17 protein-coding genes and 1 pseudogene are annotated in these 16,296 nt (G+C 59.5%); 8 read left to right on the plus strand and 10 right to left on the minus strand.

Annotated features, from left to right (window positions below):
* Positions 1–69: 69 nt before the first annotated feature.
* The 8 genes from BN1127_RS11485 to BN1127_RS11520 form a co-directional block, all read right to left on the minus strand.
* The gene (locus BN1127_RS11485; protein ID WP_042649548.1) at positions 70–1,113 is read right to left on the minus strand and encodes an FAD:protein FMN transferase; all 1,044 of its coding nucleotides are present in this window, start codon (positions 1,111–1,113) and stop codon (positions 70–72) included.
* A 3-nt stretch (positions 1,114–1,116) separates the two neighbouring features.
* Positions 1,117–2,340: an NADH:ubiquinone reductase (Na(+)-transporting) subunit F gene (nqrF, locus tag BN1127_RS11490; protein ID WP_005330715.1), complete on the minus strand. Its 1,224-nt coding sequence runs from the start codon at positions 2,338–2,340 to the stop codon at positions 1,117–1,119.
* A 17-nt stretch (positions 2,341–2,357) separates the two neighbouring features.
* Positions 2,358–2,954 carry an NADH:ubiquinone reductase (Na(+)-transporting) subunit E gene (gene nqrE, locus BN1127_RS11495; protein WP_005330713.1) on the minus strand — a complete coding sequence of 199 codons (597 nt, stop codon included), beginning with the start codon at positions 2,952–2,954 and terminating at the stop codon, positions 2,358–2,360.
* 3 nt (positions 2,955–2,957) lie between these two features.
* Positions 2,958–3,590, minus strand: a complete 633-nt coding sequence (locus tag BN1127_RS11500; RefSeq protein ID WP_005330711.1) for an NADH:ubiquinone reductase (Na(+)-transporting) subunit D — start codon at positions 3,588–3,590, stop codon at positions 2,958–2,960.
* Positions 3,583–4,371, minus strand: coding sequence for a Na(+)-translocating NADH-quinone reductase subunit C (locus tag BN1127_RS11505; protein ID WP_025327949.1), 789 nt, complete (start codon positions 4,369–4,371; stop codon positions 3,583–3,585). Before BN1127_RS11505 ends, BN1127_RS11500 begins: the two co-directional genes overlap by 8 nt.
* Positions 4,361–5,590, minus strand: a complete 1,230-nt coding sequence (locus BN1127_RS22115) for an NADH:ubiquinone reductase (Na(+)-transporting) subunit B (RefSeq protein ID WP_042649549.1) — start codon at positions 5,588–5,590, stop codon at positions 4,361–4,363. Before BN1127_RS22115 ends, BN1127_RS11505 begins: the two co-directional genes overlap by 11 nt.
* 3 nt (positions 5,591–5,593) lie before the next feature.
* Positions 5,594–6,937: a Na(+)-translocating NADH-quinone reductase subunit A gene (locus tag BN1127_RS22120; RefSeq protein ID WP_042649550.1), complete on the minus strand. Its 1,344-nt coding sequence runs from the start codon at positions 6,935–6,937 to the stop codon at positions 5,594–5,596.
* A 439-nt stretch (positions 6,938–7,376) separates the two neighbouring features.
* On the minus strand, positions 7,377–7,685 hold the full coding sequence (locus tag BN1127_RS11520; protein WP_041204526.1) for a BolA family protein: 309 nt from the start codon (positions 7,683–7,685) through the stop codon (positions 7,377–7,379).
* Between the two features lie 219 nt (positions 7,686–7,904).
* Between BN1127_RS11520 and BN1127_RS11525 the strand changes: the two genes are divergently transcribed.
* The 6 genes from BN1127_RS11525 (at position 7,905) to BN1127_RS11550 (ending at position 13,086) form a co-directional block, all read left to right on the plus strand.
* The gene (locus BN1127_RS11525) at positions 7,905–9,038 is read left to right on the plus strand and encodes a methyltransferase (protein WP_042649551.1); all 1,134 of its coding nucleotides are present in this window, start codon (positions 7,905–7,907) and stop codon (positions 9,036–9,038) included.
* A gap of 12 nt (positions 9,039–9,050) precedes the next feature.
* Positions 9,051–9,623 carry a YajG family lipoprotein gene (locus BN1127_RS11530; protein ID WP_042649552.1) on the plus strand — a complete coding sequence of 191 codons (573 nt, stop codon included), beginning with the start codon at positions 9,051–9,053 and terminating at the stop codon, positions 9,621–9,623.
* Between the two features lie 15 nt (positions 9,624–9,638).
* Positions 9,639–10,190 (plus strand): peptidylprolyl isomerase, encoded by a 552-nt coding sequence (locus tag BN1127_RS11535; protein ID WP_005330697.1) that lies wholly within the window; start codon positions 9,639–9,641, stop codon positions 10,188–10,190.
* Between the two features lie 114 nt (positions 10,191–10,304).
* The gene (locus BN1127_RS11540) at positions 10,305–10,634 is read left to right on the plus strand and encodes a hypothetical protein (protein WP_042649553.1); all 330 of its coding nucleotides are present in this window, start codon (positions 10,305–10,307) and stop codon (positions 10,632–10,634) included.
* Between the two features lie 85 nt (positions 10,635–10,719).
* Positions 10,720–12,123 carry an AmpG family muropeptide MFS transporter gene (locus BN1127_RS11545; protein WP_042649554.1) on the plus strand — a complete coding sequence of 468 codons (1,404 nt, stop codon included), beginning with the start codon at positions 10,720–10,722 and terminating at the stop codon, positions 12,121–12,123.
* Positions 12,124–12,279: 156 nt separating this feature from the next.
* A complete protein-coding gene (locus tag BN1127_RS11550; protein ID WP_005330693.1) occupies positions 12,280–13,086 on the plus strand; it encodes a nucleoside-specific channel-forming Tsx family protein in 807 nt (268 codons plus the stop codon).
* A gap of 102 nt (positions 13,087–13,188) precedes the next feature.
* On the opposite strand, the gene BN1127_RS11555 is transcribed toward BN1127_RS11550, so the two are convergent.
* Positions 13,189–13,671, minus strand: coding sequence for a YajQ family cyclic di-GMP-binding protein (locus BN1127_RS11555; protein ID WP_041206278.1), 483 nt, complete (start codon positions 13,669–13,671; stop codon positions 13,189–13,191).
* Positions 13,672–13,885: 214 nt separating this feature from the next.
* Here BN1127_RS11555 and BN1127_RS11560 point away from each other — a divergent pair, with 214 nt between their 5' ends.
* Positions 13,886–14,833: a ketopantoate reductase family protein gene (locus BN1127_RS11560; protein WP_042649555.1), complete on the plus strand. Its 948-nt coding sequence runs from the start codon at positions 13,886–13,888 to the stop codon at positions 14,831–14,833.
* A 36-nt stretch (positions 14,834–14,869) separates the two neighbouring features.
* A complete protein-coding gene (locus BN1127_RS11565) occupies positions 14,870–15,430 on the plus strand; it encodes a DJ-1 family glyoxalase III (RefSeq protein ID WP_042649556.1) in 561 nt (186 codons plus the stop codon).
* Positions 15,431–15,455: 25 nt separating this feature from the next.
* Here the strand turns inward: BN1127_RS11565 and BN1127_RS11570 are convergent.
* Positions 15,456–16,167 (minus strand): annotated as a pseudogene (locus BN1127_RS11570) (DUF2931 family protein).
* Between the last annotated feature and the right edge of the window lie 129 nt (positions 16,168–16,296).

Below are 16,296 nucleotides of genomic sequence, written 5' to 3' on the forward strand. Positions count from 1 at the left end.
CTCAACGGCATCCGGCTACAAGATTCTTCGATACCGCCATCCCGGTGAGTGATGGCGGCCTCTTGGCGATTAACCGGGCTGCTTGGCCAGGTAGGGCTTGAAGGCATCCGAGTAAGCCTCCTCGAAGCCATCGTCCGTCTTGGTGATCACGAAGATGGCCAGACCCCGCTCCTTGGCATAGGCCAGGCTCTTCTGCGTCCCCATGACGGTCAGCGCCGTGGCCAGCCCGTCTGCGGTCATGCAGGAGGGGTGGATCACGGTGACCGAGACCATCCGATGGGTGATGGGCTTGCCCGTCAGCGGATCTATGGTGTGGGAGAAGCGCTTGCCATCCAGCTCGTAGTAGTTGCGATAATCCCCCGAGGTGGCGACGCCGTTGTCCCCGGGCACTATCACCTCCTGCACCGAGCCGGCATTGGCGGTCGGCTTCTCGATGGCGACGCGCCAGGGGTGACCCTTGCCGTTGACGCCATTGATCCGCAGCTCGCCGCCGATCTCCACCAGGTAGTTGCGCGCCCCCAGGGATTCCAGGTACTCGGCCACCTTGTCCACCCCAAAGCCCTTGGCGATGGCGGAGAGATCTACGTAGAGGTCCGGGATATCCTTTTGCAGGGTGTCGGCGTCGACCGAGGTTACCACATGCAGATTGCCGAGGCCCGTCTTCTGCCGGGTCTGGGTAATAAGCTCGTCGGATGGCACCTTGGTCGGTTTGGCATCCGGCCCAAAGCCCCACAGATTGACCAGGGGGCCCACGGTGACGTCCAACGCCCCGCGGCTCTCGCGGCCAATGTGAATGGCCTCGGTCACCACCCGGGCGGTGTCACGGGAGACCACCAGCGGGGTACTGCCCTTGTGCTGGTTGAAGCGCGACAACTCGGAATCCGGGCGATAGGTGGACATCTGATCGTTGACCCGCTCCAGCAGGACATCGACCTCGGCTTGCAGCTTGGCGGCATCCGTGACGGCGGCATCCGCCACCTTGATGGAGTAGTAGGTGCCCATGGTGCTGCCGGTGATGTGGATCTCCGGCTTGGATTGGACCGATTCCTGACCGCACCCCGTCAAGAAAAAGGCTAGCCCGAAGGCTAGCCAGGTCTTTACAACACTGTGCATGGATTAACCACCAAAGTCATCCAGGAGGATGTTCTCGTCTTCAACGCCGAGGTTTTTCAGCATGTTGATGACGGCAGCGTTCATCACGGGAGGTCCACACATGTAGAACTCGCAATCTTCCGGCGCCTCGTGGTTCTTGAGGTAGTTCTCGAACAAGACGTTGTGGATGAAGCCGGTGTAGCCATCCCAGTTGTCTTCCGGTTGCGGATCCGACAGGGCGACGTGCCACTGGAAGTTGTCGTTCTCGGCGGCCAGCATGTCGAAGTCTTCGACATAGAACATTTCGCGCTTGGAACGGGCACCGTACCAGAAGCTCATCTTGCGCTTGGTCTTGAGCCGGCGCAGCTGATCGAAGATGTGGGAACGCATCGGCGCCATACCCGCACCACCACCGATGAACACCATCTCGGCGTCGGTGTCCTTGGCAAAGAACTCGCCAAACGGACCTGAGATGGTCACCTTGTCCCCAGCTTTCAGGCTGAAGATATAGGAGGACATCTGGCCGGGAGGCGCAGTCCAGTTGCTGGGCGGCGGGGTCGCGATCCGCACGTTCAGCATGATGATGCCGAACTCTTCCGGATAGTTCGCCATGGAGTAGGCACGAATGATCGGCTCGTTGACCTTGGACTCCAGCTCGAAGATCTTGAAGCGATCCCAGTCCCCGCGATACTCCTCGGGGATGTCGAAGTTCTTGTACTGCACGTGATGGGCAGGGGCTTCGATCTGGATATAACCACCGGCGCGGAACGGTACGCTCTCGCCATCGGGGATCTGCAGCTTGAGTTCCTTGATGAAGGTGGCCTTGTTGTCATTGGAGATGACGGTACAGTCCCACTTCTTCACGCCGAAGATCTCTTCCGGCAGCTCGATGTCCATGTCGGAACGGACGGTGACCTGGCAGGCCAGACGCTCGCCATGACGGGCTTCGCCCTTGCTGATGTGATCCAGTTCGGTCGGCAGAATGTCGCCGCCGCCGGCCTTGACCCGCACCTTGCACTGACCACAGGAGCCGCCGCCGCCACAGGCGGAGGAGACGAAGATACCGCTGCCGGCGAGCACGCCGAGCAGCTTGCCACCCGCCGGGCTGGTGACAGCCTTGGCCGGGTCGCCGTTGATGCTGATTGTCACGTCACCCGCGGTCACCAGCTTGGACTTGGCGAACAGAATGACTGCCACCAAGGCCAGCAGGATCACGGTGAACATGACCACACCCAGAATAATTTCCATCTATATTTCCTTTCCGATTACAGGGAAATACCAGAGAAGGACATGAAGCCCAGCGCCATCAGACCCGCGGTGATGAAGGTGATGCCAAGGCCGCGCAGGCCTTCCGGAACATCGGAGTACTTCATCTTCTCGCGGATCCCCGCCATCGCGACGATGGCCAGCATCCAGCCTGCACCCGACCCCACGCCATAGACTACGGACTCCACGAAGTTGTAGTCACGCTGCACCATGAAGGAGACACCACCGAAGATGGCGCAGTTCACCGTGATGAGCGGCAGGAAGATGCCGAGGGCGTTGTAGAGCGCCGGGAAGTACTTGTCCAGCGCCATCTCCAGGATCTGCACCAGGGCCGCAATCACCCCGATGAAGGTGATGAAGCTCAGGAAGCTGAGATCCAGGCCGGAGACCAGGGCACCGTCTTTGAGCACGTAGTTGTAGATCAGGTTGTTGGCCGGAACGGCAACGGTCTGCACCACGATAACGGCAATGCCGAGGCCCATGGCGGTCTTGACCTTCTTGGACACCGCCAGGAAGGTACACATCCCCAGGAAGAAGGAGAGCGCCAGGTTTTCGATGAAAATCGAACGAATCAACAGACTCAGATAGTGTTCCATACCTTAATCCTTTGCCTCCACCTGCTTGGGATCCTTGGTGCGTACGCCCCAGATGATCAGACCAATGATGAAGAATGCACTCGGCGGCAGCAGCAGCAGGCCGTTAGGCACATACCAGCCACCATTGTTCACCAGCGGCAGCAGCTCGATGCCGAACCAGGTGCCGGAGCCCAGGATTTCACGCACCGTGGCCACGACCAGCAGCACGGCACCGTAACCCAGGCCGTTGCCGATGCCGTCCAGGAAGGAGGGCAGCGGGGCGCTCTTCATGGCATAGGCTTCGGCACGACCCATCACGATACAGTTGGTGATGATGAGGCCGACGAACACCGACAGCTGCTTGGAGATGTCATAGGCATAGGCCTTGAGCACCTGGTCAACCACGATAACCAGCGAGGCAATCACCGCCATCTGGGCGATGATCCGCACGCTGTTCGGGATCTGGTTGCGGATCAGGGAGATGAACAGGTTGGAGAAGGCGGTGACCGCGGTAACGGCCAGCGTCATCACGAACGCCGTCTTCATCTGGCTGGTAACGGCCAGCGCGGAACAGACACCCAGCACCTGCAGTGCGATGGGGTTGTTGCCGAGCACAGGCGTCAACAGCAATTTTTTCATTTCGCTCTTATCAGCCATTGTTGATTTCTCCTGCACGTACCTTGGCCAGGAAGGGACCGAAGCCCTTGGGGCCCATCCAGAAGTCGAAGGTGTGCTGTACGCCATTACCGGTCAGGGTTGCGCCAGACAGGCCGTCGATTTCATGCTCGGAACCAGCCGGAGCATGGCCCTTGATCACCCGCAGCGCAGGCTGACCGTCCTGATCGAACAGCTTCTTGCCGACGAACAGCTCGCGCCAGGCCGGGTTCTCGATCTCGCCGCCCAGACCCGGGGTTTCACCGTGGTCATAGTAGGTGATGCCCTTGATGGTCTGGCCATCGGCCGCGACTGCCACGAAGGCATACATGGTGGACCACAGACCCTGGCCGTAGATCGGCAGGATGATGTTGTCGACCTTGCCCTCGGCATCTTTCGCGAAGAACACCGGGATCAGCTTGGAGATCTGACGCAGACCGGCCTTGTCGTCGGCAGGCGCCAGGCGAACACTCTTGGCCGGATCTTTGGCCGCCAGCTTGGTGTCGAAGTTGTCGGCATCGCCGTCAACGAATTCACCTGTGGCCAGATCCACCAGACGCGCTTCAATCTTGTCGCCATACAGCTGGGCCAGGTCACGCTTGGCTACCGAGCTGACATCGACACCGGCAACGGACAAGATGTTGCTTTGCTTGTCCAGCGCTTTGTTTTCCAGCTGGGCCGGACGCAGACCCACGGCGGCCACGGAGACCACGATGGAGCAGACCAGACACAGACCAGTCACTACGGCGAGAGTGCCGGTAGTAGAGTCTTTATTAAACGCCACGTGCGATCCTCCGCTTGATGTTCGCCTGCGCCACGAAATGGTCAAACAAGGGGGCAAACAGGTTGGCAAACAGAATGGCCAGCATCATGCCTTCCGGGAACGCGGGGTTCACGACACGGATCAGCACGACCATGACGCCGATGAGGGCGCCGTACCACCACTTGCCCTTGTTGGTAAAGGCGGCGGAAACAGGATCGGTTGCCATGAAGGCCATGCCGAAGGCGAAGCCGCCCAGCACCAGATGCCAATGCCACGGCATGCTGAACATGGGGTTGGTATCGGAGCCGATGACGTTGAACAGCAGGGAGGTCGCTACCATGCCGATCATCACGCCGGCGATGATGCGCCAGGAGGCGATCCGCATGTAGACGATCATGGCCGCACCGATGAGGATCATCAGGGTGGAGACTTCACCGATGGAACCTGGCAGGTTGCCGAGGAAGGCATCCATCCAGCTGATGGCTTCGCCGGTGGCACCGTTGATCAGCGCCATCTGGCCGCCCTGGGCCCACTGGCTCAGTGCAGTCGCGCCCGAATAGCCGTCAACGGCCACCCAGACGGCATCGCCGGAGATTTGACCCGGGTAGGCGAAGAACAGGAACGCACGACCCGCCAGGGCCGGATTCAGGAAGTTCTTGCCAGTACCGCCGAACACTTCCTTGGCCAGCACCACGCCGAAGGTGATGCCGAGCGCGGCTTGCCACAAGGGCAGCTCAGGCGGCACTATCAGGGCGAACAGGATGGAGGTCACGAAGAAGCCTTCGTTGATCTCGTGCTTGCGCACCATGGCGAACAGCACTTCCCAGAAGCCACCGACCAGGAACACGGTCAGGTAGATGGGCAGGAAGTGCGCCGCACCGATCAGCATCTTGCTGCCGATGCCGGCCACGGCCGGATCCAGCGAGGCACCCAGCAGGGTCGCAATGGTGTATTGCCAGGTATCGGCACCGGCCGCGCTGCCCAGATGGGCGATGGCGGCGATGGACTGGTTGCCGACGTTGTACATGCCCCAGAACATGGCCGGGAACACGGCCAGCCACACCATGATCATCATGCGCTTCAGATCGATCGCATCACGGACGTGGGCGGCATTGCGGGTCACGGACCCGGGGGTATAAAACAGGGTATACGCCGCCTCGAACAGGGCATAGTACTTGGCGTACTTGCCACCCGGCTCGAAGTGATGTTCCATATTTTCAAGAAGTTGCTTGAAACTCATCGCTTAACCTTCCAGTTCTATCTTGGTCAGGCACTCACGCAAGACCGGGCCGTACTCTGTCTTGCCGGGGCAGACAAAGGTACAGAGCGCCAGATCTTCCTCATCCAGCTCCAGGCAACCGAGCGCTTGTGCGCTGTCGGTGTCGCCGGAGACCAGATCCCGCAGCAGCAGGGTCGGCAGGATGTCGAGCGGCATCACACGCTCATAGTTGCCGATAGGCACCATGGAGCGATCACTACCGTTGGTGGTGGTAGTGAAGTTGATGAGTTTGCCCTTCATCAGATGAGAGAGGGTAGTACGGGTGATGGAGAACTTGTCGGCACTGGGTTTGACCCAGCCCAGGAACTCTTTCTCACGACCTTCACCCAGTACGCTCACCTGATTGTGGTAACGACCCAGGTAGTCATGAACCCCTTCGGCCTTGGCACCGCTGAGCAGGGAACCGGAGATGATGCGATTCTCGTCCGCACGCAGCTCGTTGTTGGTCAGCTGGCTGATGCAGGCGCCCAGACGGGTGCGCAGCAGGCGCGGCTTGATCACGTTCGGGCCGGCCAGGGCGATCACCTTGCCGGTGAAGATCTGACCAGTGGTGAACAGCTTGCCGTAGGCGATCACATCCTGATAGTTGATGTGCCACTGCACTTTCTTGGCACCGACCGGGTCCAGGAAGTGGATGTGGGTACCGGGCAGGCCGGCAGGGTGCGGGCCGACGAACACGGCTTCCTTGACCTGGGCCAGGGAGGCGTGCGGCAGGCTGGCTTCGCCCTTGCAGACGTGGACGGTGCCATCAGTCAGGCGGCTCAACACGGCCAGACCATCGAGGAAGGCCTGGGCCTGTTCCTTGATGATGATCTCGGCGTTGGCGGCCAGCGGGTTGGTGTCCATGGCGGTGACGAAGATGGCACGCGGGGCAGAGCCCACTGCCGGCACCTTGCTGAATGGACGGGTACGCAATGCGGTCCATTGGCCTGATGCGACCAGGATCTCCTGCACCTTGCTGCGCTCGAGCTGTGCCAGCTCGGCAGACGCAAAGTGTTCAAAGGTCACCTGTTCGTCAGAACCATCGATGTCGATGACAACGGATTGCAGAACACGCTTGGCACCACGGTTGATCTCAGTAACCACACCGGTGGCAGGGGCCGTGAATTTAACGCCGGGATTCTTCTTATCTTCGAAGAGCTCCTGACCTTTAATGACGCGATCACCTACTTTGACGAACATAGTAGGACGCATCCCCACGAACTCTTCGCCGAGTGTAGCAACACGGGTGATGGCCGGGCCATCGTAGATTACTTGCTCCGGAGCACCCAGCACGGGGATGTCCAGTCCTCTTTTAATTGTAATCATACTCACTTGCACTACCGTTAAGGGAAGACAGGTTGGTTAGCGCCGAGAAATACATCACGACGAGTTGTTGAATGAGCCCGTCAACATCACGGAAAACTGTCGAAGAAACAAACAAATCAGCAACATACAGGATCATTCAAAAGCGCCTGAGTTTACCACCTTAGACAAGTCAGTCGCCACGCCAAATGGGGAAAATCCCCGTCCTATCACAAAATTAACCTCTACTGAATATTTCCCTTCCATCCCTGCAAGCCGTGGTTTTAAAGGATTTTTTGTTTTACTACCCACATGGAGGTAATTTTATCCGTCCTTGGAGTTGATTAGAAAAAGTAATCATTACCCTGATCCAATGCTCTCAGGTGCCGGCGGCTGGTGCCCCGGCCCCATCATGACAATTTTGTTGATTAATCGACAATTAGGTAATGAAAAGGTCAAAGGCTCAGGCAAAGGGGGACTTGCTGACACAGCCCGGGGTCTTGGGGGCCTGCTCCCGGGCCTGCCACTCCGCCTCGGTGTAGGTATGCAGCGCCAACGCATGGATGGCCCCTGCCAGCTCCTCTGCCAGCACGCCGTTGACCTGACGATGGCGCCCCAGCAGGCGCTGCCCCTCAAAAGCCTGGCTCACCACTATGACCTTGAAGTGGCTCTCGGATCCCGGCTCCACCCTGTGCATGTAGCTCTCGTTGATCACTTCCAGATGACTGGGGGACAAGGCGGCGGCCAGTTTGGCCTCTATCTGTTGTTGCATGCTCACGGGCAAGACTCCCTCGTTGGACATCCGGCCATTGTAGCCAGGGTTGCATGCCGGATGCATCAGGCCCGCTTTAAATAGAAGGAGGCCGGGCGCCCACTCTCTGCGGGCTGGTGAAATTCTCCGTCGCCGCTAGAATAGCGCCACTTTCCCTGCCTGCCGGGCAACACGGTGCGGGCGGGCGTCATCTATCAGCAACACGTTGGACTCTTTCTTATGCAAACCCTGCTCGACACTGCCCATTGTCGTCTGACCCTGTATCGCTACCCACGGCAGAGCCAGGATCCCCTGCAGGCCTGGGATGCGGCGGACGAGTACCTGATCAACACATTGGCGGAATCCCCTCTTGAACAGGCCGGCCCCGTCATCATCATGAACGACGGCTTCGGCGCCCTGGCCGCCTATCTGCACGGCCATGGCCCGGTCTGCGTGAGCGACTCCCATATCAGCGAACGGGCCACCCTGGCCAATCTGGCAGAGAACGGGCTGGATCCCGCACAGATAACCCTGCAGGACGCCCAGGCCCCGCTGCCCAATGCCCCTGCGCTGGTGGTGATCAAGGTCTCCAAGTATCAGGCGCTGCTGGAGCAGCAACTGCTGGCCCTGCGCGAGGTGGTCACACCGGCCACTCGCATCCTGGCCGCCGGCAAGGCCAAGGACATCCACAGCTCCACCCTCAAGCTGTTCGAGAAGTATCTGGGGGAGACCCGCACCTCGCTCGCCTGGAAGAAGGCGCGCCTCATTCACTGCGAGCCGCAGGCCGAGCGCCCTGCCCTGACCAACCCCTTCCCGACCGTCTGGCCGCTGGAGGGTACCGACATGCTCATCCACAACCATGCCAACGTGTTTTCGCGCACCAGCCTGGATATCGGCGCCCGCTTCATGCTGGACAATTTGCCGGTCCACAGCGCACGCAAGGTGATAGACCTGGGCTGCGGCAACGGGGTGCTGGGTCTCTCGCTGCTGGCAAAGGACAGCGAGGTGGAGGTGACCTTCATCGACGAATCCCACATGGCGGTCGCCTCGGCCCGGCTCAACGTCGAGCACAACCTGCCGGCTGCCCTGCCGCGGGCCCACTTCCTGGTCAACAACTGTCTCGACGGCGTGGCGGTCGGAGCGGCGGACAGGATCCTCTGCAATCCCCCCTTCCATCAGTTGCAGGCGATCACCGATCACATCGCCTGGCAGATGTTCACCGACGCACACCGGGTGTTGCCTCAGGGGGGTGAACTCTGGATAGTAGGCAACCGTCATCTGGACTATCACAACAAACTCAAGCGCTTGTTTGCCAACGCACAAGTCGTTGCGTCGAACAGCAAATTCGTTATTTTGAAAGCCATCAAACGCTAAAGGAAACCCATGATGAAAAAGTCACTCTTGCTGCTGGCCGCCCTGGTGCTGGGCGGTTGTGCCACCCACTGGCCGGAGACGGCGCTGCTCAATCCGCAAGTCATCCCCTCCAACCAGCAGTACTACTCTGGCAACCGCATCACCATGGAAGGGGTGGATAAGCGCGAGGCCGCCTATGTCTTCTCCATCAAGAAGAAAGAGAAGGCCCCCGTGCTGGTCAACAGCAGTCAGCCCCTCAACAACCTGCTGGCGGAAAAACTGGCGGAAGGGCTGCGCAGCCAGGGTCTCGAAGTGGGCAACAGCGGCACCACCAACCTGACCCTGGCCATCTCCACTGCCGCCGTCACCGTGGAAGAGAAGACCTTCACCTATGTCACCAAGTCCAAGGTCAGCCTGCAGGTGATCGCCGACTTCCAGGGCAACAGACTGACCAAGCAGTTCAACATGTCTTCCAGCAAGGAAGAGCCGGGTGAGCCGACCATGGCCGATCTGGAGTCCATCCTGAACCAGCAACTGGGCAGCGTGCTGCAACAGATCATGGCCGACGAGGCACTGCGCGGTTATCTCAAAGGCCAGCCGAGCTGAGCAAGGAGCATATAAATGAAGACTCTCTGGTTACTGGCCACCCTGATCGCCCCCCTGGCGTTCGCCGGACAAAAAGTCCAGATGGAGACCAACCATGGCAACATAGTGGTGGAGCTGGCCCCCAAGCAGGCGCCGCAGACGGTGAAGAACTTCCTGCGCTACGTGGCGGACGGCAGCTATGACGGCAGCCTGTTCCACCGGGTGATCCAGAACTTCGTGGTGCAGGGTGGGGGCTACAACCAGCAGTTCCAGCCCCTGCCAACCTTCGATCCCGTGGTCAACGAGTCCAGAGGCGGCCTGCCCAACAAGCGTGGCAGCATCGCCATGGCCCGCACCCAGGCGGTCGACAGCGCCACCCGCCAGTTCTACTTCAACCTGGTAGACAACGACAACCTCAACGCCAATGCCGGCGCCGGTTACACGGTGTTCGGCCAGGTGGTGCAGGGCATGGAGGTGCTGGACAAGCTGGCTCAGGTGCAGACCGGCTACAGCTCCATCCTGCGCGCAAATGACGTGCCGACCAGTCCCATCATCCTGAAAAAAGTGGTGCTGCTGGCGGACAAATAACGCGGGGCGGATCACATTCCGCCACGACGTAACCCGGGTCACCGGCGCCCCTTTCTATACTCTGGCCTTGTCCGATGTGGACGGAGTATGACCAGGCAGAGAGAGGAGGTTCCGGTGACTTGTCACGATTACATTGCCCAACATGCCATTGTGCTGGCCCAGGCGGTTCGTCACTTTTTGGCACGGGAAATTCCTTATCAACAGCTCGAGGATCTGAGCTGGCAACTCCTCTCCCACTGGCAGGCGCTGCCCGCCATCCCGATTGACAAAGAGCCCGCCACCGAACAGGAGGGGGTGTTCTGGCACCTGCTCCACAGCCTGCACCTGTGGGACGAGCATCAGCTCGTCACCGACACCTGGCTGCGTCAGCAACTGATGGCCTGCGCCACCTTTCTCGTGGCCGAGGGGCCCTGTCCTCGTCACTGCATCGGCTCACGCCCCTGAATCCCGGGTCGCCCCGTTCGGCTTGCCTTGGCTATCCCCCTCGAACCTGACAAAATGACCCCCTTTTCTCTGAGGAGTCAGGCAGTTGAACAATCTCCGCCCGCCCAGCCATACCCCGGACCGCGCCACAAGCTGGCGAGACGCCCTCGCCGTCTATCTGGAGGCGCGGGTACTCACTCTGTTTGCCATGGGCTTCTCCTCCGGCCTGCCCTTGCTGCTGGTGTTCGGCACCCTCTCCTTCTGGCTGCGCGAAGCCGATGTCAGCCTGACCGACATCGGTTACATGAGCTGGGTGGCGCTGGCCTATGGCTTCAAGTGGCTGTGGTCTCCCCTGGTGGATCGACTGCCGCTGCCGCTGCTCTCCCGGCTGCTGGGACGGCGACGCAGCTGGATGCTGCTCTCCCAGGTGCTGATCGCCCTCTCCCTGGTGGGCATGGCCTATTGCGATCCCAAGACCCAGCTCGCCCAGCTCGCCCTGTTCGCCCTGCTGGTGGCGTTTTGCTCCGCGACACAGGATATCGTCATCGACGCCTACCGCATCGAGTCGGCACCCGAGCGTCTGCAGGCGGCCATGGCAGCCTCCTACATGACGGGTTACCGGCTCGCGATGATAATGGCGGGGGCGGGGGCGCTGGCGCTGGCGGCCTGGCTTGGCAGCAACGACAGCTACGACTACCGCGGCTGGCAGCTCACCTACCTGCTGATGGCGGGACTCATGTCCCTCGGCGTCATCACCACACTGCTCAGCCACGAGCCGGATATCGACCTCCATCGCCAGAACGAGCAGCAGATGGAGCGCAAGGCGCTGCTGCTCGAGCGGGGTTGGCCCAAGACCCTGGCAGGGCTGGGCGCCTGGACCTATGAAGCCATCTGGTGCCCCTTTGCCGATTTCTTCCGTCGCTACGGCGGCTCGGCCCTGCTGATCCTGGGACTCATCGCCTGCTATCGCATCTCGGATGTGGTGATGGGGGTGATGTCCAACAGCTTCTATGTGGATCTGCAGTTCAGCAAGACGGAGGTGGCCACCATCACCAAGGTGTACGGCGTCATCATGACGCTGGTGGGGGCGGCCCTGGGGGGCGTGTTGGTGATGCGCTTCGGTACGTTGCGCATCCTGTTTCTCGGCGCCGTGCTCACCGCCAGCACCAATCTGCTGTTCGCCCTGCTCAACGAGGTGGGTCACGATCTGGAGCTGCTGACCCTGATCATCTCCCTGGACAACCTCAGCGCCGGCATTGCGACGGCGGCCTTCGTGACCTATCTGTCGAGCCTGACCAACGTCGCCTTCTCGGCGACCCAGTACGCCCTGTTCAGCTCCATCATGTTGCTGATGCCCAAGCTGCTGGCGGGTTTTTCCGGTCAGATGGTCGAACAGATCGGCTACAGCAGCTTCTTCGTCGGCACCAGTCTGCTCGGCATTCCGGTCATGATACTGATCATCATGGTTGCCAAACGAGGCGATACTTTGTTACCACAAGCGGACAAATAGCAAGCGTTTGCGCCATTTTGGGGGTGATTAGATTCACAAAACCGGACAAAGTTCCCTGGCTCTTGTTTATCCGATGAATTTATTTGGCTAGAATCCCTTCCGCTCCTTGTGGGCAGGCTACGGAAAACCTCAACTAACGCACAAGAGACCAATAAAATGGCCAAATTTACCAAGACTCTGATCGCTGCCGGTCTGCTGGCTGCATCCGCCACTCCGGCCTTTGCTGCCGATTACAGCGGCGACATCCACAAGAACGACTACAAGTGGTTCCAGTTCAACGTGATGCACACCATCGATCAGCTGCCCTACAGCGAATCTGAAGGTGGTTACAACGATACCTACTTCGAAATGGAGTTTGGTGGCCGCTCTGGTATCTTCGATCTGTACGGTTACGTTGACGTGTTCGACATCTTCCAGAACCGTCACGACGACAAACACAACCAAGACAACCTGTTCATCAAGTTCGCACCGCGTATCTCCATCGATGCCATGACCGGCAAAGATCTCTCCTTCGGCCCGGTGCAGGAAGTCTACATCGCCAACCTGATCAACGTAGGTGGTCCGGATGGTCTGTTTGAAGCCATGACCGGTCTGGGTGCAGACGTACAAGTGCCCTGGTTCGGCAAGGTTGGCATGAACCTGTATGCCCGTCACGTCAACGAAGGCGGCGGCGAGCAGGGCTGGAACGGCTATCAGTTCTCCATGAACTGGTTCAAGCCTTTCTACACCTTCTCCAACGGCAGCTTCGTAGCCTATCAGGGCTACCTGGATCACCTGTTTGATGCCAAGGACACTTCCACCGACGGTACCGCCATGTTCAACGGCCTGTACTGGCACTCCGACCGCTACGCCGTCGGTTACGGTCTGAAGTACTTCAACGACATCTATGGCATCCAGAACGGTTCCTACGGTCTGAAGACCACTGGTTTCGGCCACTACTTCTCCGTGACCTACAAGTTCTAATCGAACTCGTTACACGGACACAAAAAACCGGAGCAGCTGCTCCGGTTTTTTTATGCCGCTTTCTTGATGGAGGGAATGGCCAAGGCCCTCCCCCCTTCATCATCAATCGCGGAAGTTCTGGAACTGCATCGGCTGACCCAGCTCGGCGCCACGCACCAGTGCCATGGCTTCCTGCAGGTCATCGCGCTTCTTGCCGGTGACGCGCACTTCGTCGCCCTGAATGGCGGCCTGCACCTTGATCTTGGAATCCTTGATAAGCTTCACCACCTTCTTGGCGGTCTCTTTCTCGATCCCCTGCTTGAACTTCACCGTCAGGTGGAAACGCTTGCCGGAGTGAACGCTGTCACCCACGTCCATCGAGCTGTTCTCGATGTTGCGCTTGAGCAAGGCTGCGCGCAGGATCTCGACCATCTGCTTGAGCTGGAAATCCGCATCGGCTTCCAGCTTGACCTCTTCCTTGTTCAATTCGAAGCTGGCTTCTACACCACGAAAATCGAAACGGGTCGCCAGTTCACGATTGGCGTTATCGACGGCGTTCAACACCTCGTTCATTTTGACTTCAGAGACAATATCGAATGACGGCATAGCCGGGCTCCTCATGCTGTACTTCAGGTTGTGCTGACAAAGGGGCAAATCTACCAGAAAATGGGCAAATTTGCTGATTTCGATGGGATTGCTCTGCTAGAATCCCCAGCGCACAGGAATGGCGAGACCCGTTAGTGTCCGCCTAGCGACATCTTCACTTATCCCCGGTAGCGGGTTGTTCGGAATGCAGCCACTACCCTGATTGAGCCTCTCCATGCCAAGCGGATTACGCGACAACAACCTGAAAAACAGCCGACACCCCTCCTCCCCCCGATGGTCCTTGCTGGGCTGTGGTGCCCTGGGCGGCGTCTTCGCCTCCTTGCTGACCCAAAGTGGCCAGCCGACCCGTGTCCTGCTGAGCGAGCGGCACCGCGCCACCCTGCACCCCGGCATCGATTTCACCTCCCTCGAGGGCCACACCCAGCTGATCGCCATCGAGCGGGGCTTCATCGACAAGCCCGGCGCCATCCAGCGACTGTTGGTTATGACCAAGGCGGGTCAGGTGGTGTCGGCCCTGACGCCCCTGGCAGGCAAGCTGGCGGCAGGGGTTCCCATCGTGCTGCTGCACAATGGCATGGGGATAGCCGAACAGGTGGTGCAGCTGTTTCCGCATAACCCCGTCATTGCCGGTGTCACCAGCCACGGCGCCATGCGCTGCGGTCACTTCGTGTTCCGCCACACCGGCAAGGGCGAAACCTGGCTCGGCCCGGTCAACGACGCGGGCAAAGCCCATGCCCACCTGGCGGATGAACTCGCTCGCGCCCTAGGCCAAGCCGGCTGGGATGAGCAGATCCTGACCCGCCAGTGGCAGAAACTCGCCATCAACTGCGCCATCAATCCGCTCACGGCGCTTTACAAGCTCAAGAATGGCGAGCTGGCCGGCCCCCGCTTTGCCGATGTGCTGCAACAGATCTGCGTGGAAGTCGCCGACGTGATGCAGGCCGAAGGCCAGCCTACCGGCAGCGACGAGCTGCTGCGCCGGGTGATGACTGTGGTGGAACTCACCGCCGACAATTACTCTTCCATGTATCAGGACATGGAGCAGGGGCGTGAGACCGAGATCGAGGCCATCACCGGTTTCCTGCTCGGCAAGGCCGCCGCCCACGGCATTGCGGTGCCGGTCAATCAGGGCCTCTATCAGGCCGTCAAAGAGAAGCGCTGAGCCCGGGATCGCGGGCGGCAGACTAAGGAGTGCAGGATGACCGCATTGGTTTTGGTAGCCCCGGGGTCGGAGGAGATCGAGACGGTCGCCATCGTCGACACCCTGGTGCGCGGGGGCATAGAGGTGGTGCTGGCCTCCTGCTGCCCCACTGGAGCGCGTCAGATCTGCGCCTCCCGCGGTGTACAGATCGTGGCCGATTGCCACCTCGACGAGCTGACGACCCGCGACTTCGAACTCATCGTAGTGCCAGGTGGCCTGCCCGGCAGCGAGGTGATCCGCGACACCCCGCTTGCCATCGACCTGCTGAGGGAGCAGGCGGCGCTGGGCCGCTGGCGCGCGGCCATCTGCGCCGCCCCCGCAGTGGTGCTGCACCATCACGGCTTGCTGGAGGATGCCAGCGCCACCTGCCATCCCGGCTTTCAGGCCCGCCTGCCCGCCGCGCAACTGAGCACGGCCCGGGTGGTGCGGGATGATGTCCATCGTCTCATCACCAGCCAGGGCCCAGGCACCGCCATCGAGTTTGCCCTCGAGCTGGTGCGGGTGCTGCGTGGCGATGAAACCGCCCGTGCGGTAGCCGGGCCCATGGTTATGCCATAACAGCGAAGATTGTGGATGCAACGGGCTAGTTGACTGGCTCTGTATCTGTTTTGGGCTGCTTGGCACGGTAGGAGTCCATGATGGGAGCCCAATCAATGCCGAGCGGCACCGGGTATTGCTTGAATAACGCGCCATATTCTTTGTCAAAGTTACGAATGGTGACTACGTATTGGCTTGTTCCTATAGGGTACTTTTTATCACGCCAATCGTCCGTCACCTCTTCGGCAATGCCACGAGTAAGCAACAAATCAGGGCTCAGTCGCAGTCCCCCTCCGGTGAGTACGACTTCAAAATAACCACCGGGAGCCAAACCGAAGTAGAGGCGGTTTCGGCGATCATACCGCCCTTCAACTGCATAGACTTGACGCATCTGTTGCTCCAAATCGGCAGGTAAATTCACTTTGATACGGTAACGTTTGCGGTCATGGAGTGAAACCATTTCGATCACGGCTTTGTCGGGTATGGAGACGCCGTCCGTAGGCAAACCGCCGCCACCAGCCCAGTAATAACTGGTGTCCTTTGATACGATCAGCAAGCAAACCTCCAGCCCCGCCTCCAGCCAAGCTGTCGACATAAACCAGTTTCCCTCCAAGATAGAACTCTGTCTTGGTGTTCTTAGTAAGGTCTATATTGCTGCCCGTACCATAACGCCAAGAAAAAGGTTTGATCTGTGTATTCGCAGCACAAACCAACAGAGGACAAAGCAGGCCAAGCACCAATATCCATCGTTTTAACATCATGACACCTTGTTCCCCATCAATTCGCGCCTCTCTTTACTAATACTCGTTTCGTATTTATTGGTATTGGCCGGATTTGTGATGCCCTTGTTACTGGCACTGTGGTGCAGCTAAATAGCTGTTCCGAAT

Origin of the sequence: Aeromonas media, assembly GCF_000819985.1 — a bacterium.
Lineage (GTDB): Bacteria > Pseudomonadota > Gammaproteobacteria > Enterobacterales > Aeromonadaceae > Aeromonas > Aeromonas media.